20 protein-coding genes and 1 pseudogene are annotated in these 24160 nt (G+C 60.6%); 14 read left to right on the top strand and 7 right to left on the bottom strand.

Annotated features, from left to right (window positions below):
• Positions 1-20 precede the first annotated feature (20 nt).
• A complete protein-coding gene (locus J2X71_RS24010) occupies positions 21-923 on the top strand; it encodes an SDR family oxidoreductase (RefSeq protein ID WP_310385892.1) in 903 nt (300 codons plus the stop codon).
• Positions 924-1164: 241 nt separating this feature from the next.
• Here J2X71_RS24010 and J2X71_RS24005 read toward each other — a convergent pair whose 3' ends face one another.
• Positions 1165-2076 carry a LysR substrate-binding domain-containing protein gene (locus tag J2X71_RS24005; protein ID WP_310385890.1) on the bottom strand — a complete coding sequence of 304 codons (912 nt, stop codon included), beginning with the start codon at positions 2074-2076 and terminating at the stop codon, positions 1165-1167.
• Between the two features lie 165 nt (positions 2077-2241).
• Here J2X71_RS24005 and J2X71_RS24000 point away from each other — a divergent pair, with 165 nt between their 5' ends.
• The 6 genes and pseudogenes from J2X71_RS24000 (at position 2242) to J2X71_RS23975 (ending at position 12383) form a co-directional block, all read left to right on the top strand.
• Positions 2242-3054 carry an alpha/beta hydrolase gene (locus J2X71_RS24000; protein WP_310385888.1) on the top strand — a complete coding sequence of 271 codons (813 nt, stop codon included), beginning with the start codon at positions 2242-2244 and terminating at the stop codon, positions 3052-3054.
• 48 nt (positions 3055-3102) lie between these two features.
• Positions 3103-4293: an efflux RND transporter periplasmic adaptor subunit gene (locus tag J2X71_RS23995; RefSeq protein WP_310385886.1), complete on the top strand. Its 1191-nt coding sequence runs from the start codon at positions 3103-3105 to the stop codon at positions 4291-4293.
• Positions 4294-4414: 121 nt separating this feature from the next.
• A complete protein-coding gene (locus J2X71_RS23990) occupies positions 4415-7612 on the top strand; it encodes a multidrug efflux RND transporter permease subunit (RefSeq protein WP_310385884.1) in 3198 nt (1065 codons plus the stop codon).
• A gap of 139 nt (positions 7613-7751) precedes the next feature.
• A pseudogene (locus J2X71_RS23985) lies at positions 7752-8675 on the top strand (NAD(P)-dependent oxidoreductase); the annotation flags it as partial.
• Positions 8672-10456 carry an IlvD/Edd family dehydratase gene (locus J2X71_RS23980; RefSeq protein WP_310385882.1) on the top strand — a complete coding sequence of 595 codons (1785 nt, stop codon included), beginning with the start codon at positions 8672-8674 and terminating at the stop codon, positions 10454-10456. The pseudogene J2X71_RS23985 and the gene J2X71_RS23980, both read left to right, overlap by 4 nt.
• A 115-nt stretch (positions 10457-10571) precedes the next feature.
• On the top strand, positions 10572-12383 hold the full coding sequence (locus J2X71_RS23975; protein ID WP_310386182.1) for an EAL domain-containing protein: 1812 nt from the start codon (positions 10572-10574) through the stop codon (positions 12381-12383).
• Between the two features lie 131 nt (positions 12384-12514).
• On the opposite strand, the gene J2X71_RS23970 is transcribed toward J2X71_RS23975, so the two are convergent.
• Positions 12515-12715: a KTSC domain-containing protein gene (locus J2X71_RS23970; RefSeq protein ID WP_051942244.1), complete on the bottom strand. Its 201-nt coding sequence runs from the start codon at positions 12713-12715 to the stop codon at positions 12515-12517.
• Between the two features lie 266 nt (positions 12716-12981).
• Between J2X71_RS23970 and J2X71_RS23965 the strand changes: the two genes are divergently transcribed.
• Positions 12982-13515 carry a hypothetical protein gene (locus J2X71_RS23965; RefSeq protein WP_310385880.1) on the top strand — a complete coding sequence of 178 codons (534 nt, stop codon included), beginning with the start codon at positions 12982-12984 and terminating at the stop codon, positions 13513-13515.
• Here J2X71_RS23965 and J2X71_RS23960 read toward each other — a convergent pair whose 3' ends face one another.
• Together J2X71_RS23960 and J2X71_RS23955 are read right to left on the bottom strand one after the other, a co-directional pair.
• Positions 13516-14355, bottom strand: coding sequence for a DUF6030 family protein (locus tag J2X71_RS23960; protein ID WP_310385878.1), 840 nt, complete (start codon positions 14353-14355; stop codon positions 13516-13518).
• 126 nt (positions 14356-14481) lie between these two features.
• Positions 14482-14691: a KTSC domain-containing protein gene (locus J2X71_RS23955; RefSeq protein WP_310385876.1), complete on the bottom strand. Its 210-nt coding sequence runs from the start codon at positions 14689-14691 to the stop codon at positions 14482-14484.
• A gap of 263 nt (positions 14692-14954) precedes the next feature.
• Between J2X71_RS23955 and J2X71_RS23950 the strand changes: the two genes are divergently transcribed.
• Positions 14955-15293 carry a hypothetical protein gene (locus tag J2X71_RS23950; RefSeq protein ID WP_310385874.1) on the top strand — a complete coding sequence of 113 codons (339 nt, stop codon included), beginning with the start codon at positions 14955-14957 and terminating at the stop codon, positions 15291-15293.
• A 267-nt stretch (positions 15294-15560) separates the two neighbouring features.
• A complete protein-coding gene (locus J2X71_RS23945) occupies positions 15561-16409 on the top strand; it encodes a GNAT family N-acetyltransferase (protein WP_113325389.1) in 849 nt (282 codons plus the stop codon).
• Here the strand turns inward: J2X71_RS23945 and J2X71_RS23940 are convergent.
• Positions 16406-17323, bottom strand: a complete 918-nt coding sequence (locus J2X71_RS23940) for a DMT family transporter (RefSeq protein ID WP_310385870.1) — start codon at positions 17321-17323, stop codon at positions 16406-16408. The genes J2X71_RS23945 and J2X71_RS23940 overlap by 4 nt on opposite strands.
• A 188-nt stretch (positions 17324-17511) precedes the next feature.
• Between J2X71_RS23940 and J2X71_RS23935 the strand changes: the two genes are divergently transcribed.
• Both J2X71_RS23935 and J2X71_RS23930 read left to right on the top strand, forming a co-directional pair.
• The gene (locus tag J2X71_RS23935) at positions 17512-18810 is read left to right on the top strand and encodes an adenylosuccinate synthase (RefSeq protein ID WP_113325387.1); all 1299 of its coding nucleotides are present in this window, start codon (positions 17512-17514) and stop codon (positions 18808-18810) included.
• A gap of 60 nt (positions 18811-18870) precedes the next feature.
• Positions 18871-21258 (top strand): hypothetical protein, encoded by a 2388-nt coding sequence (locus tag J2X71_RS23930; protein WP_310385868.1) that lies wholly within the window; start codon positions 18871-18873, stop codon positions 21256-21258.
• A gap of 87 nt (positions 21259-21345) precedes the next feature.
• Here the strand turns inward: J2X71_RS23930 and rpoH are convergent, their stop codons facing one another.
• Positions 21346-22254: an RNA polymerase sigma factor RpoH gene (gene rpoH, locus J2X71_RS23925; RefSeq protein ID WP_037104500.1), complete on the bottom strand. Its 909-nt coding sequence runs from the start codon at positions 22252-22254 to the stop codon at positions 21346-21348.
• Positions 22255-22523: 269 nt separating this feature from the next.
• Between rpoH and J2X71_RS23920 the strand changes: the two genes are divergently transcribed.
• Positions 22524-22685, top strand: coding sequence for an entericidin (locus tag J2X71_RS23920; RefSeq protein ID WP_113185412.1), 162 nt, complete (start codon positions 22524-22526; stop codon positions 22683-22685).
• Positions 22686-22698: 13 nt separating this feature from the next.
• On the opposite strand, the gene J2X71_RS23915 is transcribed toward J2X71_RS23920, so the two are convergent.
• Complete coding sequence (locus J2X71_RS23915) at positions 22699-23724, bottom strand: RluA family pseudouridine synthase (RefSeq protein ID WP_310385865.1); 1026 nt, start codon at positions 23722-23724, stop codon at positions 22699-22701.
• Positions 23725-23766: 42 nt separating this feature from the next.
• On the opposite strand from J2X71_RS23915, the gene J2X71_RS23910 reads away from it, so the two are divergent.
• Positions 23767-24159, top strand: coding sequence for a hypothetical protein (locus J2X71_RS23910; protein ID WP_310385863.1), 393 nt, complete (start codon positions 23767-23769; stop codon positions 24157-24159).
• Position 24160: the final 1 nt, after the last annotated feature.

Genomic DNA, 24160 nt, shown 5'->3' with positions numbered 1-24160 from the left:
CTCATAGAAGGAACAGGATCATGAGCAAGCAAGTCATCATCATTACCGGCGCTTCAAGCGGTTTCGGCGCTCTTACCGCCCGCGCTCTCGCCAAGGCCGGTCACACCGTCTATGCCTCGATGCGTGAAACCGAAGGCCGCAACCGGCCGCAAGTCGAGGCAGTGGAGGCCTTCTCCAAAGAAAACGGCGTCGATCTGAAGGCCGTCGAACTGGATGTCGCCTCTGAAGGTTCGGTCGAAGCAGGCATTGCCAAGGTGATCGCTGCCGAAGGCCATATCGACACGATCATCCATAATGCCGGCCACATGTCCTTCGGCCCGGCTGAAGCCTTTACGCCGGAGCAATATGCCGAGCTTTTCGATATCAACGTGCTGTCGACCCAGCGTGTAAACCGCGCGGTGCTGCCGCATCTGCGCAAGCAGGGCAAGGGACTGGTTGTCTGGGTTTCTTCCTCCAGCACCCGCGGCGGTACGCCTCCGTACCTTGCTCCCTATTTCGCCGCCAAGGCCGCCATGGACTCGCTTGCCGTTTCCTATGCCAGTGAGCTAACCCGGTGGGGCATCGAAACGGCAATCATCGTTCCCGGCGCCTTCACCAAGGGTACGAACCACTTCGCCCATTCCGGCTCGCCTGCCGATGCCGCCCGCGCCGCCGAATATAATGAAGGTCCCTATAAGGGCCTGCCGGAACAGGCGCTGAAAGGTCTTGCCTCGCTCGAACCCGCTGATGCAGATGCCGCTTCCGTTGCAACCGCCATCGTCGATGTCGTGAACATGCCCTTCGGAAAACGGCCGTTCCGTACCCATATCGATCCGTCGGAAGACGGCGCGGAGATCGTCAACGGCGTTGCGGACCGCGTGCGCGCCGAACTCTTCCGCCGCATCGGCATCGAGGATCTGCTGAAGCCCGTCACGAACGGATAAAGATCGTCGCAAACTTGTGAACGGCCTCTTGGTGAGCTGCCCCTTACTATCCGGCTAAGCGCACCTATATCAGAATGGACGGAGGCGGACGGCAATCGCCGCCCGCCTCCCGACCTCCACTCCAGGGCCTGCCGCGCCTTTCCTGCGGTGCGACAGGCCTTCAGTTTCAGACATCAGATCAAGGCCCGTGACGGTTATCCCTCCCATCACGGGCCGCTTCTTTTCTGCCAGTGGCTCTAGGTCAGCGGGCGTTGAGTTTTGCGTCTGCCAGCAGTTTCACCAGCCAGTCGACGAAGACGCGAACCTTGTTGCTGAGATGCCGGTTCGGCGGATAGACGACGTAGAGCGGCAGCGACTCGCGCGTCCATTCCGTCAGGGTCTGAACCAGTTCCCCCTTTGCCAGTGGCTCACGGGCCATGAAGATCGGGATCTGGGCGAGGCCGAGGCCGGCGAGTGCCGCGGTCATATAGGTGCGGCTGTCATTGACGGAGACGATATAGCGCGGATTGACCTCGATACTCTCATTGTCCTTCCGGAATTCGAAAGGCACCGTGCGATTGTTCTGGGCGCGGAAATAATTGACGGAATAATGTTCCGTTTCAAGCTCTTCCGGCCGCTGCGGCAGGCCGAATTTCTCGACGTAGAGGGGGGCGGCGCAGGTGATCATTTCGATTTCCGAAACGCGCCTCGCAATCAGCGACTGGTCGGCCGGCGTGCCGGCGCGCAGAGCACAGTCGACGTTTTCGGCGAGATAGTCGACGGTGCGGTCGCCGACGCCGAGGTCGATGCGGATATCGGGATAACGCTGATAGAAATCACAGAGCGCCGGTACCAGAATGGAATCGGCAAAGGCACCCGCCATCTCGACGCGCAGCCTGCCCGTCGGCAGGCTCTGGGAGTTTGAAAGACTGCCGTCCAGCTCCTCGAGCTCGGAAATGATCTGCGCGGCGCGTTCATAATAAAGAGCGCCATCCGTCGTCACCATGACACGGCGGGTGGTGCGGTTGAGGAGCTTGGTGCGCAGATGCGCTTCCAGTCCTTGAATGAGATTGGTCACCGTCGCCTTGGGCATGGCGAGCATGTCGGCGGCGCGGGTGAAATTGCCCGTCTCCACTACGCGGATGAAGACGCGCATTGCCGAGAGCTGATCCATCGGTTCAATTCCGCAGTTTGCGTTGCAACATTGTTCGGGATTTGGAATAGTGTTATCGCGATATCGCTTCTTATTCCCGGTTTTGAATAACAATATCTTTTTAGTGCAAAATGCAAGAGACGGGGGATATCCGTCCATCTGCAAAGCAGCGAAGAGATAGAGACTATGGTGCCCGAAATTAAGGACATGGTGCTGGAAAAGGTGGCCGCTGGCCCCGTTTCTGCGCGCGTCTATATGGGCGCTGATTTCGGCAAGGGTCCGCCGATCGTGCTTTATCTGCATGGTGGGGCGTTTCTCGACAGCGACCCCAAGGCCGATCGCCCGATTGCAAGCAGCCTCGCAAAGGCCGGCGCGATCGTCGTTTCCGCCGACTACAGCACGCTTTCGGGCAATGTCTTTCCGAAGGCGCTCGAAGTCTCCTTTTCGATCTTTTCCTACCTCGCACTCAAGAAGGCCGGCCTCGGCGACCGCAAGTCGCTGCTTTTCGTTGCTGGCGAAGAGGCGGGTGGTAACGTCGCCGCCGGTGTTGCGCTGAAAGCACGTGACCAGATGCCGGATGCGCTTGACGGCCAGATCCTGCTTTCTCCTCTTCTCGATCCTTTCATGGGTACGTCTTCGATCCGCAAAGCGGAGAAGATCGGCATGCGCCAGCGCTGGACGGAAGGCTGGAGCCATTACCTGAGCGGCGGTGGCTGTCATCCCTATGCCGCGCCTTGCCTGTGCTCGCGTATATCAGGTGTTGCACCGGCTCTGATTTTCACGGCGGAAGACGATCCGCTGCACGACGAGACTATCGGTTACGCCGCTCGCCTGAAGAAGGCAGGCGTTGGCGTGCGCCAGCATGTCCTTCCCGCCGGGACAGGTTGGCCATCCATTTATGGCGGAAAATCTGAGGGGACTTCCACGTGGCAGGGCAACGTCAGCCGCCACTTTGGAGATTTTCTTCAGGACGTGAGCGTTCAGCCACAATTGCATTGAAGACGAACTGATTTTTTACGGCCATTCAGGGCCGCAAGGAGAGTACCGATGACGTCCAGAAATAAGCGCTGGGCCCTGGTGGGCGCCGGTCTGGGTGTTGCTGCGTCCGTTTCGGCCGCTGCCATCTTTTTCGAACTGCCGATGAGCGCAACCGCCACGGCCGCCTCTGAACCTGCGCAGCCTCCCGCTGTGCCGGTGACGGTTGCCGTCGTCGCCAGCCGTGATGTGACGAACTGGGAGAATTTCTCCGGTCGTCTCGAGGCCATTGACCGCGTGCAGATCCGCCCCCGGGTTGGGGGTGCCATCCAGTCCGTGCATTTCCGTGAAGGTGCCTTGGTGAAGCAGGGCGACCTGCTTTTCGCCATCGATCCGGCGCCCTATCAGGCGGCGGTCGCCCAGGCCCAGGGCCAGGTCGCTTCGGCTGAAGCCAAGGTCAGCCTGGCACAGACCGAACTCGACCGTGGCCGCAGGCTTTCGGACAACCGTACAATCTCGCAGAGCGATCTCGACCAGCGCCAGAGCACGCTGGCCGAAGCCCAGGCGAGCCTGCGTTCGGCACAGGCGGCTCTCCAGTCCGCGCAGCTCGACCTCGACTATACGCAGGTTCAGGCGCCGGTTTCCGGCCGTATTGGCAAGATCGAGGTCACGGTCGGCAATATTGTTGCGGCCGGTTCGGCTTCGCCTGAGCTGACGACGCTGGTCTCTGTCGATCCGATCTATGCAAGCTTCAATGCCAGCGAAGAGATGGTCACGAAGGCTCTTTCGGAGCTTCCGGCGACTGACGCCGCATTGCCGGCTGTTGAACAGATCCCGGTTGAAATCGGCACGCTCGCCGATGAGGGGACGCCGATCAAGGGCAAGCTTCAGCTCGTCGACAACGAAGTCGATGCTGCCAGCGGCACCATTGCTGTGCGGGCAGTCTTCGACAATCCCGGCGGCAAATTGATCCCCGGCCAGTTCGTTCGGGTGCGCATGGGCCAGCCGAAGGCCGAGAACAAGATCGTCATCAGTGACCGCGCCGTCGGAACCGACCAGGACAAGAAATTCGTCTTCGTCGTCGATGGTGAGAACAAGGTCAACTACCGGCAGATCAAGCTTGGTTCGCTGTTCGATGGCCAGCGCGTGGTCGAAGACGGCCTCGAAGTCGGCGACAAGATCGTCGTCAACGGCCTTCAGCGTATCCGTCCGGGTGCAGTCGTAGCACCCCAGATGGAAGAGAAGGTCGCGACCGCTCAGTAAGATCTGAGCTGCCTTCCCTCGGGGAGGCGGCCGTTACACCAGATAACATGACCTGCCGGTGCGCCTTTAAGCCGCCGGCGAGGGACTTTGCATCCATGTTCACCCCGGAGAGGGCGTTAAAATGAACATATCCAGATTCTTTATCGACCGCCCCGTCTTTGCCGGTGTTCTTTCGGTCCTCATCGTGGTCGCCGGCCTCATCGGCCTCCGGGCGCTGCCGATCTCCGAATATCCCGAGGTCGTGCCGCCGTCGATCGTCGTGCATGCCACCTATCCCGGCGCAAACCCGTCGGTCATCGCCGAAACGGTAGCCACACCGCTCGAAGAACAGATCAATGGCGTCGAGGGCATGCTCTACATGTCAAGCCAGGCGACGTCTGACGGCGCCTTGAACGTCACCGTCACCTTCAAGCTCGGTACCGACCCCGATAAGGCACAGCAGCTCGTGCAGAACCGAGTGTCGCAGGCCGAACCGCGCCTGCCGGCGGAAGTTCGCGCGCTCGGCATTACCACGGTCAAGAGCTCGCCCGACTTCATCATGGTCGTCAACCTCGTCTCCGACGGGAACAGCCATGACATCACCTATCTGCGTAACTATGCGACGCTGAACGTCAAGGACCGGCTTGCCCGTATCGCCGGTGTCGGCCAGGTGCAGGTCTTCGGTGCCGGCGACTATTCCATGCGTGTGTGGATCGATCCGCAGAAGGCAGCCGAGCATAATCTTGCCGCAAGCGACATCAGTAATGCGATCAGCTCGCAGAACGTTCAGGCTGCTGCCGGCATCATCGGCGCTTCGCCGAGCCAGCCGGGGGTCGATCTTCAACTCAACGTGAACGCCCAGGGTCGTCTGCGCACGCCCGAGGAATTCGGCAGCATCATCGTCAAGACGGGCGCCAATGGCGAGATTACTCGTCTGCGCGACGTTGCCCGGATCGAACTGGGTGCTGCGGACTACACGCTGCGTTCGCTGCTCGACGGCAAGCCGGCTGTCGCCGTTGCCGTTCTCCAGGCGCCGGGTTCGAACGCGATCGAGATCGCCGATAATGTTCGCGCGACGATGGACGAGCTGCAGTTGGCCATGCCTTCAGGCGTGAAGTACGAGATCGTCTATGATACGACGAAGTTCGTTCGCGCCTCGATCGAGAAGGTCATCGACACGCTGCTCGAAGCCATCGCGCTCGTCGTTCTCGTCGTCATCCTGTTCCTGCAGACATGGCGTGCTTCGATCATCCCGCTGATTGCCGTTCCGGTATCCATCATCGGTACATTCGCGGTCATGTACATGTTTGGCTTCTCGATCAATGCACTCAGCCTTTTCGGTCTGGTGCTGGCGATCGGTATCGTTGTGGATGACGCAATCGTCGTCGTTGAAAACGTCGAACGCAACATCGAGGCCGGGCTCAGTCCGCGTCAGGCGACTTACAAGGCCATGAAGGAAGTCTCCGGCCCGATCATCGCCATCGCGCTGGTGCTCGTCGCGGTCTTCGTGCCGCTCGCCTTCATCTCCGGTCTGTCGGGTCAGTTCTATCGCCAGTTCGCGCTGACGATCGCGATCTCGACTGTCATTTCGGCCTTCAATTCGCTGACGCTGTCTCCGGCTCTGGCCGCCCTTCTGCTGAAGGGTCACCATGCGCCGAAGGACTGGCTGACGCGGTTCATGGACGCGATCTTCGGCTGGTTCTTCCGTGGCTTCAATCGCGCTTTCGGCACCGGTTCGAACGCCTACGGCAAGGGCGTCGGCGGTCTGGTATCGCGCAAGAGCATCGTCATGGTGATCTACCTTGCGCTGGTGGGAGCGACCTACAGCATCTTCAATACGGTACCGGGCGGTTTCGTGCCGTCGCAGGACAAGCAGTATCTGATCGGCTTTGCCCAGTTGCCGGATGCCGCAAGCCTCGACCGTACGGAAGGCGTCATCAAGCGCATGACCGACATCGCTCTGGCGCAGCCGGGCGTTGCCAACGCGATCGCCTTCCCGGGCCTGTCGATCAACGGCTTCACCAACTCTTCGAACGCCGGCATCGTCTTCGTGACGCTGAAGGATTTCGAGGAGCGCAAGACGCCTGATCTTTCGGGTGGGGCAATTGCCATGGCGCTGAACCAGAAGTTCGGCGTCATCCAGGATGCGTTCATCGCCATGTTCCCGCCGCCGCCGGTCAACGGCCTCGGCACGACGGGCGGCTTCAAGCTGCAGATCGAGGATCGCGCAGGCTTGGGCAATCAGGCGCTCGACGAAGCGACCAAGGCAGTGCTTGCCAAGGCCTATCAGACGCCTGAACTTGCTGGTTTGTTTTCCAGCTTCCAGATCAACGTGCCGCAGCTCTATGCCGATCTCGACCGCGCCAAGGCCGAGCAGCTTGGAGTTTCCGTCACCGACGTCTTCCAGACGCTGCAGATCTATCTCGGTTCGCTCTATGTGAACGATTTCAACGCCTTCGGCCGTACCTACAGCGTCCGTGTGCAGGCCGATGCCAAGTTCCGCGCCCAGCCGGAAGATATCGGCCAGTTGAAGGTTCGCTCGGCATCGGGCCAGATGATCCCGCTTGCAGCTCTCCTGAAGGTGGATGCAAGCACCGGTCCGGAGCGTGCGAACCGCTATAACGGCTTCCTCGCTGCCGATATCAACGGCGGTCCGGCTCCGGGCTTCTCGTCCGGGCAGGCTCAGGCGGCGATCGAGAAGATCCTGCATGAGACACTTCCTGCTGGCATCGACTTCGAGTGGACGGACCTGACCTACCAGCAGATCCTTGCCGGTAACTCCAGCATCGTTGTCTTCCCGCTGGCCTTGCTGCTCGTCTTCCTCGTGCTCGCTGCCCAGTATGAAAGCCTGACATTGCCGCTTGCGATCATCATGATCGTGCCGATGGGTGTTCTGGCCGCCTTGACCGGCGTCTGGCTCACGGGTGGAGACAACAACATCTTCACGCAGATCGGCCTCGTCGTCCTTGTCGGTCTATCGGCCAAGAACGCGATCCTGATCGTGGAATTTGCCCGCGAACTGGAGTTCGAAGGCAGGACGCCGCGTGAAGCTGCGATCGAGGCCAGCCGCCTGCGTCTGCGCCCGATCCTGATGACTTCGATGGCCTTCATCATGGGCGTCGTGCCGCTCGTCACCTCGACCGGTGCGGGTTCCGAAATGCGAGCGGCCATGGGTGTCGCGGTCTTCTCGGGCATGATCGGCGTCACCTTCTTCGGCATCTTCATGACGCCGGTATTCTACGTGCTTCTGCGCCGGATGACGGGCAACCGCCCGCTGGTTCAGCACAACGACAATCATCCGCAGGACGAGGACGACCATATGAAGGTCGCTGCGGAATAACCTCTCCTTTGTCGGGTAAATCGGGCGGGGGCCTCGGTCCTCGCCCGTTTCGTTTTTAGGCGATGAGACAAAAATGCGTTACGTCCATCAAAACGGTTGCATGCTGAGGTGAGGGGGGTATCAAGGGCAGGCAACAGTTCGGGAGGGCTGGGTGACACACGCATTGGAAAACAGAGGAAAGCGGAAGATCGCTTTCCTCGGTACGGGGCTCATGGGTGCGCCGATGGCGCGGCGTTTACTGGGTGCAGGCTTTTCTGTTACCGCCTGGAATCGTGACCGAGACAAGGCTAAGGCGCTGTCCGGCGATGGTGCCATTATAGCTTCTACGCCTTCGGAGGCTGCTTCCACAGCCGATGTCGTCATCTCCATGCTGACCAATGCTCAGGCCGTCAGCCAAGTGCTGTTCGACATGGGCACCGTCGAGGCCATGAAGCCGGGTGCTGTTGTCATCGACATGAGCTCGATCGCTCCGCCTTTCGCGCGGGAACATGCCGAGAAGCTTGCCAAGCGCGGCATCCGCCATATCGATGCGCCGGTTTCCGGCGGCGTGGTCGGAGCTTCGGCCGGGACGCTTGCCATCATGGCGGGTGGGGATGCTGTCGTCATCGCCGAACTTTCGGATGTCTTCGCGCCGATGGGGCAGGTCACGCATGTCGGCCCACATGGGGCCGGGCAGCTTGCCAAACTTGCCAACCAGCAGATCGTTGCGGTGACGATCGGCGCCGTCGCGGAGGCGATGATGCTGATCGAGGCCGGCGGTGGTTCGCCGGCCGCCTTCCGGGACGCGGTGCGTGGCGGCTTTGCAGACAGCCGCATTCTGGAGATCCACGGCAAGCGCATGATCGACCGGCAGTTCGCGCCGGGTGGTTCTTCGGCCAACCAGTTGAAGGATCTCGACGCCGTCATGGCGACGGCGAAAGCCCTTTCTCTGACCTTGCCGCTGACGGAAGCGGTTCATGCCGAATTCACAGAATTTGTTGCCAGGGGCAACGGCGAGACGGATCACAGCGCCTTGCTGCTCCATCTCGAAGACTGGAATGCCCGACCGGGAGGAAAGAGATGACCGACAGCAAGACCGCCAAGCGCCGCCTGCGTTCGCAGGACTGGTTCGACAATCCCGATCATATCGACATGACGGCGCTCTATCTGGAGCGCTTCATGAATTACGGGGTAACGCCGGAGGAGCTGCGGTCCGGCAAGCCGATCATCGGTATCGCCCAGAGCGGCAGCGATTTGACCCCCTGCAACCGCGTCCATATCGAATTGGCAAAGCGCGTGCGGGACGGCATCCGCGATGCGGGCGGCATCCCGATCGAATTTCCGACGCATCCGATCTTCGAGAACTGCAAGCGCCCGACGGCAGCACTCGACCGCAATCTCGCCTATCTCGGCCTTGTCGAAATTCTCTACGGCTATCCACTCGACGGAGTCGTGTTGACGACCGGCTGCGACAAGACCACGCCTTCGGCGATCATGGCAGCTTCGACGGTCGATATTCCGGCAATCGTTCTCTCCGGCGGGCCAATGCTCGACGGCTGGCATGAAGGAAAACTCGCCGGCTCGGGCATGGCGATCTGGCAGTCGCGCCGGAAGCTCGCGGCAGGCGAGATCGACGAAGAGGAATTCCTGCAGACGGCGCTCGATTCGGCACCCTCCGTCGGCCATTGCAACACGATGGGCACGGCCTCGACCATGAATGCGCTGGCCGAGGCGCTTGGCCTGTCGCTGACAGGCTGCGGCAATATTCCTGCTGCCTATCGCGAGCGGGGCCAGATGGCCTATCGCACCGGTCGTCGCGCCGTAGAGATCGTATTCGAAGGCCTGAAGCCGTCCGATATCCTGACGCGCGAAGCCTTCCTCAACGCCATCAAAACCAATTCGGCGATTGGTGGCTCGACGAACGCCCAGCCGCATCTTGCCGCCATGGCGAAGCATGCCGGGGTCGAGTTGTATCCCGAGGATTGGCAGGTGCATGGTTTCGATATTCCGCTGCTGGCGAATGTGCAGCCGGCTGGTGCCTATCTCGGCGAGAAGTTCCACCGTGCCGGCGGCACCCCTGCTGTCATGTGGGAATTGCTGCAGGCCGGCAAGCTCGACGGCGACTGTCGCACCGTCACCGGCAAGACCATGGCGGAGAATCTGCGAGGGCGCGAGGCGCGCGACCGCGACGTCATCAAACCTTACAGCGACCCTCTGAAGGAGCGTGCGGGCTTCCTCGTACTCAAGGGCAACCTCTTCGATTTTGCCATCATGAAGATGAGCGTCGTATCCGAGGATTTCCGCAAGCGGTATCTGCAGGAGCCGGGCCGCGAAGGCGTCTTCGAGGGCAAGGCTGTCGTCTTCGACGGTTCGGAGGATTACCACAAGCGCATCAACGATCCGGAGCTCGGCATCGACGAGAACACGATCCTCGCCATCCGCGGCGCCGGTCCGCTCGGCTGGCCGGGCTCTGCAGAAGTGGTCAACATGCAGCCGCCGGATCATATCCTGAAGCGCGGTATCAAGAGCTTGCCGACGATCGGTGACGGGCGCCAGTCCGGCACTTCGGACAGTCCGTCGATCCTCAATGCCTCCCCGGAAAGTGCGGCAGGCGGCGGGCTCGCGTGGCTCAGGACCGGCGACATCATTCGCATCGATTTCAATCAGGGGCGTTGCGATATGCTGGTTGACGAGGCTGAAATCGAGCGACGCAAGGGCGACGGAATCCCGCCGGTGCCGGCCGATGCGACGCCATGGCAGCGCATCTACCGGAAAACGGTGACGCAGCTGTCAGATGGTGCGGTCATCGAGGGGGCAGCAGAGTTCCGGCGGATTGCCAGGAACCCACCGCGACACAATCACTGATTAAAACAATACTGATTGAAAAGAAGGCAGTCGTAACGAAGAGTTCACCTAGTAACTAGTTCGGTACTTACGAAAAGGCTTCATTAATGAGGGCTTGCGACTATATTATGAGTTTTTGCAGGCTTCGAAGGCTGAAACGAAATTGCCCGAGAATAAACCAACGCGATCAGAGCGAGAGTTCCAGGATCTTCTTCGGCGACTGGAGCTGGCGCTTGATGCTTCGCAAATTGGTGTGTGGGAGCACAGCATCAACAAGGATGCTATTCTTTGGGACGCGCAGATGCATCGCCTCTATGGCACCGGTCAGACAAATCGAGAGGTGCCGACCTCTGTCTGGTCCGAGGCCATACATCCTGACGACAGGGGGCAGGCCGAGCGGGATTTCGAAAAAGCGGTTGCCGCCCGCGGTGCCTATAACTCCCAGTTTCGTATCATTCTGCCGAGCGGAGAAATCAGGCATTTAAGGTCGCGTGCACATTTCTATGTCGATGAGGAGGGCACACCCTCTTTCATCGGTGCCGAATGGGACGTGACATCCGATGTGCTGCTCAATGCCGAGCTCGGCAAGCAGAAGATGATGGCCGAGGCCCGGGCGCTGGCGCTTGAAGAAAGCAATGCGCGGATCGAGCATGTCGCCAATCATGATTACCTGACCGGCATGCCGAACCGGCGCCTGTTCGACAGGCGGCTCGCGGCGTTGCTGGCGGATAAGAGCGTGTCGACGCTTGCCGTTCTGCATCTCGATCTCGACCAGTTCAAACAGATCAATGACAGCCATGGCCACGCCGCCGGTGATGCCGTGCTGCGCACGGCATCACTCAGAATTGCCGCTGCCATTCCCTCAGATGGCATGGCTGCCCGTGTCGGCGGCGACGATTTCGTTATCGTACTGATCAATTTCGCCGGCCTCGATGCGCTGGAGGCAATCGTTGAGGATGTGCAGCGGCGATTGCTGAAGAAAATCCGCTTCGGGCAAGAGATGCTGCAATCCGGTGCGTCGATCGGCGTATCCTGGAGCAGCGACAAAAGGGCGCGCAACCTGCTCGCCGAATCCGATCTGGCGCTCTACCAGGCAAAAAAGCTCGGCCGTAATCGTATCGAATTCTTCAGCCGACAGCTTCAGGACGATTTGCGCGGCAAGCGTCGCTTGGCCGAAGATCTCGCCCAGGCCCTGGAGCAGGGTGAGATCATTCCCTACTACCAGGTGCAGCTCGATGCGCGCACCCGCGAGATCACGGGGCTGGAGGCGCTGGCACGCTGGAACCATCCGGAAAAGGGCGTGCTTGCGCCAGGCGTCTTCCTGCGCATTGCGGATGAATACGGGCTTTCGGCGGAAATCGATGCCGCGGTTCTGCAGCGCGCGCTTGAAGATCGCGTCGCCTGGCAGGCCTTGGGCTACCATGTGCCGCGGATCGCCGTGAACATCTCGCCCGGGCGTCTTGCCGATCCTGCTCTGCTGGACAAGTTGCGCCGGCTGGCCATTCCGCCGGGTGCCATCGTCTTCGAGCTCGTGGAGACGATCTTCCTCGACGATTGCGATGAGAAATTCCTCGCCAATATCGACCTCATCAAGCAGATGGGCATCGATATCGAGATCGATGACTTCGGTTCCGGCCATGCCTCGCTCATCGGCCTCGTGCGACTGAAACCGAAGCGGCTGAAGATCGACCGCCAACTCGTCACCGATGTGGTGGAATCGGCTGAGCAGAGGCGCGTGGTCGGATCGATCGTCGAGATTGCCAAGGCTCTCGATGTGGAAGTGATTGCGGAAGGGGTGGAGACCGAAGCCCATGCCGTGACGCTGTCATGGCTCGGCTGCGACAGCCTGCAGGGTTTTGCGCTCGGCTATCCCTCCAACGCCGCCGATACGGGGCGCCTTCTTGCATCAAACGGCCACGGCGGCAAATCGCGAAGTGTGGCCGGTTGAGATTTGCGGATGAAGTTTAGTCGATGAATGGAATGGGAAGCCGATTTCGGTTCGAACGATCCAGTCGGCGAGCACTTTAAGCTAACTCTCAGTGCACTGACACGGCACGCCTTGGGTGCGTGCCGTATTTTTCAGGTAGTGCGGAAGCGGCCCCGGATCTGGCTCATGTAGAAGTCGCCAGGAGAAGCTGCTGCGGTCAGTCCGACGACGATGCCTTCAGGGACATCTTCGTAATGACGACGTTGACCGTTGGTCAGATAGAGCGTGAGGTGTCGAGTCTCGCGCTTGTAATCGATCGCTTCAATGAGTTTGGACTGCAGTCTAGTTTCCATGCGGTACTCCCCGATGTGTTTCGCGCGCGAGAGGTGGCTGCTGGATCCGACGAGTGGTTCAAGACAGCGTCAAGCTAATCTCTGGTCGATTCAAGTCAAGGATCCAAAGAGTGGAGCCCTACCTATTTTGAGTTAAATGCGTCTGAAGTTTGACGCTCTAAATTAGCCCGAAAGCGTTATGACAATTAAGCGCAACCTGCAGCGGAACAATGCTCCCTGAGCGAGCGTTCAAAAGCGTTTCGTCCAGCCTTGAAATGGGGATGTCCTTGCGGGTGATTGCAGAGCTGATCATTCTTTTCGGCCGCATCTGTTGCGCGCTCGTGGCCGTTGTGGGCAGGATGGCTTTCGCCTCCTATCTGATCGCCTCTCCGGTCGATGCGACGCCACGGATGGATGCAGAAAGTGGAGCGATCTGGACCCTCGTGCCGGTTCATATCGATCTGAGCCATCAGCCCTATGAACGCGAGCCCGATCGCTATCCCTTCAAGTTTTCTGCCGGCCCGGCCCTGAAGGTCATCGACAATGCGACCTTTTCCCTTGATGGCAACACCTTCGTCATTGCCGGTGTCGCGCGGATCGCCCCGCGGGCGCTTTGCGCCGATGCGCAGGGTCGGCGCCTTGCCTGCGGCCAGAATGCAGCGGGCCTGCTGCGGACTGCCTTGCGCCGCAGCTTCATCGAATGCAGCAGCAAGGAGTTAGCGCCGAAGCTGTTCATGGTGAGTTGCCGGCGGGACGGTCAGGACCTCGCCGGGTTGCTCAACGACATGCCCGAGGTGCAGCTCGTTGCCAGCGCGAAGTGATCAGGCGCGTCGCCAGAAGATGAGTTCCGGCACCTGCCAGGAGGGGTCGGGCGCGGGCAGCCAGGTCTTCGGGGAGAAGTAATCCTTCGTGCGGCGCTGTTGGGCGGAGGCCTCCTGAAGCAGGAGCGTGAAGTTGAAGGCGCCCGGCCGAGAATATTCCTGGGTGAAATTGATGAGGGCACCGAAGCCTTCCTCCTTCACATCCCTGAGATTGCGGATTGCCGTCAGTGCATCATGGAAATCCAGCCACGCCGGCTGAGTCAGCATGGTTTCAAAGATGCGCGATATGCTGGGATCAAGCTGTCCGTTGCTGTCGGTCGCGGGACCGAGGAGCTTCACGCGCATGCTCGTAATCGTGCCTCTGCCATTGCCGCGCACGACGAGGAAGAGCGAGCTGACGACGTGCTCCTTCTCCTTCTTGTAGACATGTTCGTAGGAGCATTCGAACGTATCGGAATTGAACGCCGTTTCCGCCCATTCGCTGGTTTCCACGCCGGCTGAGCGCAGCGCTTCGCACATGACCGGGCCGGAAATCCGCCAGGTGCGCAGGAAAACGCTCGCGAGCGCCGGCTGCGGCGGGTCGAACATGCGCGGTGCGATCTTGATGCTGACAGGTTCGGTGCGGCGGAAGACCTTGGGCGGCGGGGGAGGCGGGGGTGCGGCGGGCAGAAAAAGCTCTATGCCGAAGTAGTGGGCCAGCGACTTCAGGTGCCGCATGTCATTCGACAGCAGCACCGTTGCGCCAATAATTGAAACGGACAGAACAATCAGCAGCCACATGACGGCGCGGCCCTTTCGCGGCTGCGGCGCCAGTTTCATGTTCTGATCGGACGATGGCATTGTCAGTTCGCGAGACCTCGGACAATGGAAATCATCATTTATAAGGCTCGGACCGATGTGGCAATCGATCTCACCTGGCGCGGCGTAATCGATTTAAAGCCGCGCCGGTAAAAGTACCGAAGTGCTTTAAGCTGCGATGCGACGGTAACGCTTTCTGATGCGGTCGATATAATACTGGCCCGGGGAGGGCGCCATCACCATGGTGCTGACGTCGTCAGCCGGTACGTCTTCGAACAGGCGTTCTTCGCCGTTGCGGAAGCAGATGCGCAGGCGCCCGTCTTCCTGGCTGAAATAGACGTTCTGGATAATACGGGATTTGACTGGAACTTCGTGCATCGTTTTTGCCCCTGTTTCGTTTTGAGGCACCTTAAAAGTAAGGATGCGAAGATAACGTCAAGGCGTATGGTAAAGATTGTTTTCTGCTTGAACAGCGACAGTCTAAAAAATCGCGTTTCAATAAAATTGTACGGATCGGCTTAAAAAGCCTGCAAATACTGGCATGTAGAGTGCCCCTCATGAAAGCGGCCGGGCATGGACAGATGCGACCGGCGCTGCGGCCAGGCGGAAATCGCCGGCCGACTGGAAAAGGGGACTTTAAGATGAGCAGACTTCTTCTCGCCGCGACGCTCGCAATGACGGTATCGGCTGTAAGCCAGCCGGCTTTCGCCTTTGGCCCGGGCGGTTTCGGCCGCGATCTCATATACACGTCGGCCATCGGCCATCTGCCCGAGGAGCCGCTGACAACGAGCATTGGCTTCGTTCGCCCGAACATTCCCTTTGCCCTGAGCGCTCCGGCACAGGTCGAAGGCGAGGGCTATCAGCTGAGGGCCTATTCGCAGCAGCTGACCATCGTTGTCGGCTTCGTTTTCGACAGTGTTCTCAGCCAGGCTGCCCAGACCATCGGTACTGCCGAAGCGCTGGGTCCGTTTCTGCGCTAAGGCTTAAATACTTCATATGTCGTCTTTCGATTTGCGCCCGCCGGAAGGATCCGGCGGGCGCAGTAATTTTCTTGAGATTGCAATTACATTGTTTCATGGTAAGGCGAGATCGAAGTTCTTTTGCATTGCATTTCAAAACGACGACACACATCGTTCAAGCCGTGAACGCGAGTTCATCATGACCGGTCTGAGCGCAGGGACAATCGACTTGACGATTGCTTGGCGCATGGCGGAATGGACTTGCGGGTTTCAATCTGGGAAGGTTGCATGAATTCGGAATTTGCCGTTCGTTCCATGCGGCCCGGCGAACTGGAGCTTGCGCTGGAATGGGCACGTCAGGAGGGCTGGAATCCCGGCCTCGACGACGCGATCGCATTCCACGAAGCTGATCCTTCCGGATTTTTCGTCGGCGCCATCGGTGAGGTGCCGGTCGGTTCTATCTCGGTCGTCAAGTATGGCGACAATTTTGCCTTTCTCGGTCTTTACATCGTGCATCCCGATTTCCGTGGCCGGGGCTTCGGCAAGGCGATCTGGAACGCCGGCATCGCTTCGGCGGGAGACCGCACGATCGGCCTCGATGGGGTTGCGGCTCAGCAGGCAGCCTACCGCAAGGCCGGTTTCGAGGTCGCCTATAACACGATCCGCTATGGCGGCGTGCCGACATCGGTGCCGCAGTCGTCACTCGTCGCGCAGCCGGTCCCGGATGCGAGGCTCGAAGGCCTGCTTCGCTATGACAGCGGTATTTTTCCGCAGCCACGCGCGGCCTTCCTTGCCGCCTGGTGCACGGGCCGCAAGGGGCGCAGCTCGGTCGTCGTGCGCAAGAGCGGCAAGATCCGCGGTTACGGTACGATCCGCCGCTGTTATGAGGGCTACAAGATCGGCCCGCTTTTTGCTGGCGACGCAGATAGCGCCGCCGCTCTTCTGGCCGGCCTCATTCCTCAGGCGCATGGCGCGTCGATCTATATCGATATCCCCTCGGCCAATGCCGAGGCTATTGCACTTGCAGAAAGCGTAGGGCTCGAGCCAGTCATGGAAACCGCGCGCATGTATCGCGGTCCGGCGCCGGAAATCCCGCTGAAGAACGTCTATGGTGTGACGACGCTGGAGCTTGGTTAGTCGACCGGTGAAGCGGGCACGGTGGGCGCAGCCGTTTTTGGCCGGCCCTTTTCGGCGATAGCGATGCCGCCGAGCGTCAGCACCAGCGCAATCATGTGGAAAAGCTGCAGCGTTTCGCCGAGCAGGGCGACAGAAAGCAGCGTGCCGAAAACCGGGACGAGATTGATGAACAGGCCGGCGCGATTGGCGCCGATTTCCTCGACGCCCCTGATATAGAGTATCTGCGCCAGCAGCGAGGCGAAGATTGCCGTATAGAAGGCAATCGCCCAGCCTTTGTCATCAGGCCATTGGGCCGCACCGCGGGAGGCTTCCCATAGAAGCAGTGGCAGGGCAGTCAGCGCCGCGCCGAGCGCGGGAATCGCCATCAGCGTGCGCCAGTCGACGACGGGCTTCCAGCGCAGGAAGATCGTATAGACGGCATAGGCGGCGACAGCGATCAGCATCAATCCATCTCCGCGGTTCAGGCTGAGCTGCAGCAGGGTTGCAAGATCGCCATGGGCAGCCGTCAGTGCGACGCCGACAAGCGTCATGCCGAAGCCGACGACCTGGGCCAGCGAAACGCCGGTGCGGAAAAAGACGAAATTCAACAGGAAGATCAGCATGGGAATGCCGGCTTGCTCGATCGCGACATTGATTGCCGTCGTGTACTGCACGGCCGAATAGAGCATGGCATTGAAGGTCGTGTAGCCGATCACGCCATAGAAGAAGAGGAGGGGCAGGTTCTTGCGCACCACCGGCCAGTCCTTCTTCAACTGTGGCAGCGAGACGGCGGCGATCAGCACGACAGCCAGGAACCAGCGAAGGAAGGTCAGCATCATCGGGCTGACATGGCCGAGCGCCAGCTTGCCTGCCACGGCATTGCCGCCCCAGCAGAGAGTTGCAATGACGAGGCAGATATAGGCCGTAGCTTGCAAGGGGATCTTCCCGTCTTTGTCGTCTCTGGCAGGCTTTTTATGACGGGGCTTAGCCTGCCGGCGGCTGATTTGTCACGTAAAAAGCCGAATCTGCTGTGACAACAGGGTCGCTTTCCCAAAAACAAAGCTTTATAGATGCGCGGGTTTGAGCAGGTGTGCGGTTCTCCGCCGGTAACAGGAAGAGTTTGATGACGAACGTGGTCGTGGTCGGTTCGCAGTGGGGCGACGAAGGCAAGGGCAAGATTGTCGATTGGCTTTCGGAACGTGCTGACATCGTTGTGCGCTATCAGGGCGGACACAATGCCGGCCATACGCTCGTCATCGACGGTACGAGCTACAAGCTCTCGCTGCTGCCTTCCGGCGTCGTACGCCCCGGCAAGATGGCCGTCATCGGTAACGGTGTCGTCGTTGATCCGCATGCGTTGATCGCCGAGATCGGCCGGCTGGAAGCGCAGGGCGTGAAGGTGACGCCTGAGAACCTGCGCATCGCCGACAACGCGACCCTCATCCTTTCCCTGCACCGCGAGCTCGATGCCTACCGCGAAGATGCAGCCTCCAACAGCGGCACCAAGATCGGCACGACGCGGCGCGGCATCGGCCCGGCCTATGAAGACAAGGTCGGCCGTCGTGCCATCCGCGTCATGGATCTCGCGGACCTCGAAGCCTTGCCGGGCAAGGTCGATCGCATCCTGACCCACCATAACGCGCTTCGCCGCGGCCTCGGCGTTGCCGAAGTCAGCCACCAGACAATCATGGATGAACTGACCTCGATCGCCGATCGTGTGCTGCCTTTCCGCGATACGGTCTGGCTGTTCCTCGACAAGCAGCGCCGCAAGGGCGCCCGCATCCTCTTCGAAGGTGCGCAGGGCAGCCTCCTCGATATCGATCACGGCACCTATCCCTTCGTGACCTCGTCCAACACGGTGGCCGGCCAGGCCGCTGCCGGTTCGGGCATGGGTCCGGGTTCGCTCGGCTACATCCTCGGCATCACCAAGGCCTATACGACGCGAGTCGGCGAAGGTCCGTTCCCGACCGAATTGACGGACGAGATCGGTCAGTTCCTTGGCGAGAAGGGCCATGAGTTCGGCACGGTGACGGGGCGCAAGCGCCGTTGCGGCTGGTTTGACGCTGCATTGGTGCGCCAGTCGGTCGCCACCAATGGCATTAGCGGCATTGCGCTGACAAAGCTCGATGTGCTCGATGGTCTCGACGAACTGAAGATCTGCGTCGGCTACAATCTCGATGGCGAACAGATCGATCATCTTCCGGCAAGCCAAGCGGCACAGGCTCGGGTCGAGCCGATCTACGTCACGCTGGAAGGCTGGAAGGAATCGACGGTTGGCGCCCGCAGCTGGGCGGATCTGCCGGCGCAGGCGATCAAATATGTTCGCCAGGTCGAAGAGCTGATCGGCGCGCCTGTCGCGCTTCTCTCGACAAGCCCTGAGCGTGACGACACCATACTTGTGACTGATCCGTTTGAGGATTAATGTCGCGGGTCACCTAGGGCGAGTGTTCGGGAGTGTGCCGGACTTCTTGAGAAAGTACTGATGGCGGATTTTATTGCAGTTATTCGGCGGGCAGTCGACGGCCTGTCTGAAAATACGCCCGAGATGCGGGTGAAGGTCTACGAGCGTGCGCGCGGCGCAGTGCAGCGGCAGCTCGAGAACATGAAGCCGCGTCCGCCGGAAGCCATGCTGCAACGCCAGCTCGAAAAGCTCGAGGCCGCAATCCGCGAAGTCGAGGGCGAACACTCGGAAGCCGTGCCTGTCGAGGAACCGGTCGCCGCCGCTCCGGAGCCTGAGGTCCATGAGGAGCCCGCGCTCGAACATGAGCCTGTCACGGAGACGGCCCCTGCTGCTGAGGAACCCGTCTCCGAAAGCCATGAGCAGCAGGAGGACGTAGAACATCCCGCCTACGAGCAGCCTGCTGAGCCAGAGGAGGTCGTTCAGGCGGCGGCTGCCGCCGAAGAGGTGGTGCCCGAGCACGCCGAATGGCATCCGCCTCATGAGGAAGAAGCGCCTGCAGACGAATGGCGCGCGCCGGAGCAGGCAGAGGTTCACGCCGAGCCCGAGAGCCCTCATGAGCCGGTAGAGGAATATTATCCGGAAGAACCGCGGCCGGAAGAGGTCGCTGCAGAGCCGGTAGCCGAAACCGCCCATGAGGTGGAAGAAGAGCTTCAGCGCGAAGAGGCTCATCAGCCGGCTCCACGCGGCCTTGACCGTGCGTCCAACCGGCTCGTCGAGCCGATGGCCGATTTCGAACCCCAATCGCAGCCGCAAACCAGCGACTTCATCGAGCACACGCGCGAAGAACCTATTGCAATGGATGCGGCAGCGCATTTCGATCGCATGTGGTCCGAGCCGGCTGCCGAAACACTGGCTCCTGTAGCGCAGGAAGCTGAGACCGAATGGGCGCGCGAAGAACTCCATTCCTATGCTGAGGCAACGCCCGCCGTTCCCGCCGATGCTTCGGCACGCGCTCTCAATGAGGTTTCAACGCTCAGAAACAGCGCTTCGCCGGCCGTCATGCCGGCTGCCAAGGAAAATTTCTCCTGGGAAGCTGCCGCTTTCGACGATCTGCCGCCGATCGAGGCTGGTACGGACAAGAAGACACCAGCTTCCGCGCATTTCGACGACGTCGATATCTTTGCGGAAGTGCATGCTGGCAACGGTTCCGGCTCTGCAGCTCCCGCACCGGCCGCAGCGCCAAGCGAAGGCTGGCGTGAGGCGCGGACGCTGCGTGGTTATGACCGCCGCAACGCTGCGACCGATGACGACGACAGCAATCCGCCGATGGATCTGGACCAGATCGTTGCCTCGAAGATGCAGGGCAAGAGTTTCCGCATGGAACCGAAGCGCCGACGCTTCGGCATCGGCACCATTCTGGCGATTCTCGTTACGCTCGGCATTCTCGGTGGCGCCGCCTACGCGGGCTGGATGAACCGCGAAGCGGTGATGGAAATGGTCGATGGTCTCGTCAGCTCAGCGCCGTCACAGGCTGCGCGCGACGAGACTGTGACGACGCCAGCCACAACGCCTCCGGTGCAGCAAAACAGTACGCCGGCCACGGCCCAGCCGGCAGATCAAAGTGCTACCACGCCGCCGGCGCGACCCAACCAGGAAGTTGCCTCGCTGGACGGTTCGGCTGCCAATACCAAGTTTACCCAGCGGCTGCTCGCCGATGGCACCGAAGTCGATAGCGGCCCTGCAGCAGTGCCGGGAACGCCGACGGCGGAAGGCAAGTCGGTTGCCGCGCAGAACGTTGCTGCAGCCGATACCAGCACGCCGAGTGTCCAGTCCGATGCTGCGCCTGCTGAAAACCTGACGCCGAACGGCCCTGCCGCAGCACCTGCGGCGCAGAACACACCTATCGGCGCCACCGAAAAGATGTTCCTCTATGAGGAGCGGATCGGCGAAAGCTCGCCGACGGCAATCGAGGGGTCGGTCGTCTGGACCGTTCAGCATGAAGCCGGACAGGACGGCCGCCAGGAAGCCACCGTGCAGGGCAATGTCACCGTTCCGGAGCGCAATCTTTCGGCGCTTGTAACCTTCAAGCGCAATTCCGACCCGTCGCTGCCGGCAAGCCATCTGGTCGAGATCGTCTTCTCCGTTCCGCCGAATTTCGAAGGCGGCAGCATCGATAGCGTCCAGCGCATCTCGATGAAACGTACGGAGCAGGATCGCGGCGATCCGCTGATTGCGGTGCCGGCCAAAATTACCGACGATTTTCACATGATCGCGCTCAACGACTATCCGGATGCGCGCAAGGCCAATCTGGACCTGCTTGCCACGCGCGACTGGATCGACATTCCGGTCACCTATCGCAACGGCCGCCGTGCGCTGCTGACCATGCAGAAGGGCGCCACAGGCGGGAATGCCTTCAACACGGCGATCAAGGAATGGACAGCGCTCGGAGATCTCTCGACCAGCCAGTAAGGCCGGCGTCGCGGAGCCTCGGAAATCACGCAAAATAAAAGGCGGGCCGCAGGGACCCGCCTTTTTTGATTTCAGATGACGACCAGCTTATGCGGTGGCTTCGACCACACGCACGGCCTTGGCACGCTCCAGCGCTTCCTTGCGGACCGCATCCTGCACCTTTTCAAAGGCGCGGACTTCGATCTGGCGGACACGCTCGCGGCTGATATCGAACTCGGCCGAAAGATCTTCCAGCGTTACCGGATCTTCAGCAAGGCGGCGAGCCTCGAAGATGCGGCGTTCGCGGTCGTTCAGCACGCTCATGGCCTTCGACAACATACGGCGACGGGTATCGAGCTCATCCTGCTCGATCAGCACGTCTTCCTGGCTGTCGTGGTCGTCCACGAGCCAATCCTGCCACTGGCCGCTGTCGCCTTCAGAGGCCTTGATGGGCGCGTTCAGCGATGCGTCGCCGGAAAGGCGGCGGTTCATCGAAACGACCTCTTCCTCAGAAACGTTCAGCTTGGTAGCGATTTCGGTCACATGCTCGGGCTTCAGGTCGCCGTCATCGATGGCCTGGATACGGCCCTTCAGGCGACGCAGGTTGAAGAACAGGCGCTTCTGATTGGCAGTCGTGCCCATCTTCACCAGAGACCACGAACGCAGGATATATTCCTGGATCGAGGCCTTGATCCACCACATGGCGTATGTGGCAAGGCGGAAACCGCGTTCCGGATCGAATTTCTTGACGGCCTGCATGAGACCGACGTTACCTTCGGATACGACTTCGCCGATCGGCAGGCCGTAGCCGCGATAGCCCATGGCGATCTTCGCGACGAGGCGAAGGTGGCTGGTGACGAGCCTGTGGGCGGCGTCACGATCGCCGTGCTCGGAGTAACGCTTGGCGAGCATGTACTCTTCCTGCGGCTCCAGCATCGGGAATTTACGGATTTCGTCCAAGTAACGATTGAGACCGGCTTCGCCGGCGGTAATGGACGGCAAGTTATTTCGGGCCATGATGCACCCTCCTTATATGGATTCCGGTTCCCGATGGAACGCGCCCTCGCGTTAAAGGCAAACCGGGACATGCGGCTCTCTCCAAGCCCGCAATAAGTCTATTTACAAATAAGTATGGCGAAACAGGGATTCAAGGTCGCCTTGGCGTTCACGAGGGCGTTATCCGGCCTTTGCCAGAGCCAACCAGAGGCATTGATTTTACCGAGAGCTGCCGCATTTTTCCAGTGGCGGTGGCACTCTTGCCCAGCCGCTTTTATGAGGGGAACCAGATGATCAGACCAGCCCTTGCCGCCATCCTGCTGCTTTCGCTTTCCGCCGCTCTTTCATCCTGCGGGAACACCGCCAGGGGATTGGCGCAGGACGGGCGCGACACCAGCCACGCTCTCGACAATGCGACGCATCGGGTCCTGGGTGCCGGCTCCAAGAAATAGCAGCGGCCGTTTCTCATCCCCGCAGGGCGTCGGCGAGTTCCACCATATCGCCTGGTAGCGGCACTTCGAAATGCATCACTTCGCCGGTGCGCGGATGCTCGAATTGCAGCATGTAGGCATGCAGCGCCTGGCGGTCGAAAGCCTTGACGACCTTGCGGGCCCCGTCGGGCAGAAGATTGGCCTTGGTCTTGAAGCCGGCGCCGTAGACGGCGTCACCCAGCAGCGGATGGCCGATATGGGCCATGTGGACGCGGATCTGGTGCGTGCGGCCGGTTTCCAGGTGGCATTCGACGAGCGAGGCAAGCGCGCTCGCATCCGGACTTTCATGGAAGCGCTCGAGCACTTCGTAGTGGGTGATCGCCTCGTCGGCACTCTCGTTTTCGGGGCGCTTGACGGCGCGGCGGGTCCGGTCGCCGGTGGCACGGCCGAGCGGCGCGTCGATCGTTCCTGAGAGCGAGCGCGGACGGCCCCAGACGATCGCCCGATAGGCACGTTCCAGCGGCATGGTGCGGCCGTGATCGGCGAACTGCAGCGAGAGATGGCGATGCGCCATATCGTTCTTGGCGACGACCATGACGCCGGTCGTATCCTTGTCGAGGCGGTGAACGATGCCGGGGCGGCGCACGCCGCCAATGCCGGAGAGGGTATCGCCGCAATGGTAGATCAGCGCGTTGACGAGCGTACCGATCCAGTTGCCGGCGCCGGGATGGACGACGAGGCCAGCCGGCTTGGAAATGACGATGACATCTTCATCCTCGTAGAGGATATCGAGCGGAATATCCTCGCCCTTCGGGGCCGGGTCTTCGGGCTCGGGCAGGATGATCTCGTAGCTGTCGCCGGCTCGCACCTTCTTTTGGGGATCGGTAATCGGCGCGCCCTTCAAAAAGACCTGCCCGTCCTTGATCAGCGCCTTGATGCGGCTGCGGGAAAATTCCTCACCGACCTGCGCGGTCAGCCAGGCGTCGAGGCGGCCTTCGGCTGCCTCATCGGCGGTCAGGACTTTTCTATTGTCATCTGCTTGTTTAAAGGGGTCGCTCAAGACGCTTCTTCTCCGACGTATTTTTAGAACGGGACGCCATAGATGACGAAATTCGAGCCAGCCGACGATGAGCAGGAAGAAAAGCCCCTTGATCCGGCTATGGAAAGTGTCCGGCGCAAGATGGTTCGCCTGCAGATCGTCTCGGGCGCCATCATGTTCGTGAGCCTTATGGCGGTCTTCGGCGCTGTTGTCTACAAGGTGACGCGTACGGAGCCCTCGCAGACCACGGCGTCCGCAGGCTCTTCCGGTGTTCCCTCCGACTCGCCGATGAATTCGACAGCCTCGCTGCCGCTCGGCTTCAAGATCGAGCAGACATCGCTTTCAGGCGGACAGATCCTGTTTTACGGCACGGCGGTCGACGGCAAGCGCAAGGCCCTTGTCTTCGATATCAAAGCGGGCCGCATCGTGGCTGACATCACGCTGTCAGGCAATTGAG

The sequence above is a fragment of the Rhizobium sp. 1399 genome, assembly GCF_031455475.1.
Taxonomy (GTDB): Bacteria; Pseudomonadota; Alphaproteobacteria; order Rhizobiales; family Rhizobiaceae; genus Rhizobium.
This window is presented reverse-complemented; position numbering and strand designations above follow the sequence as displayed.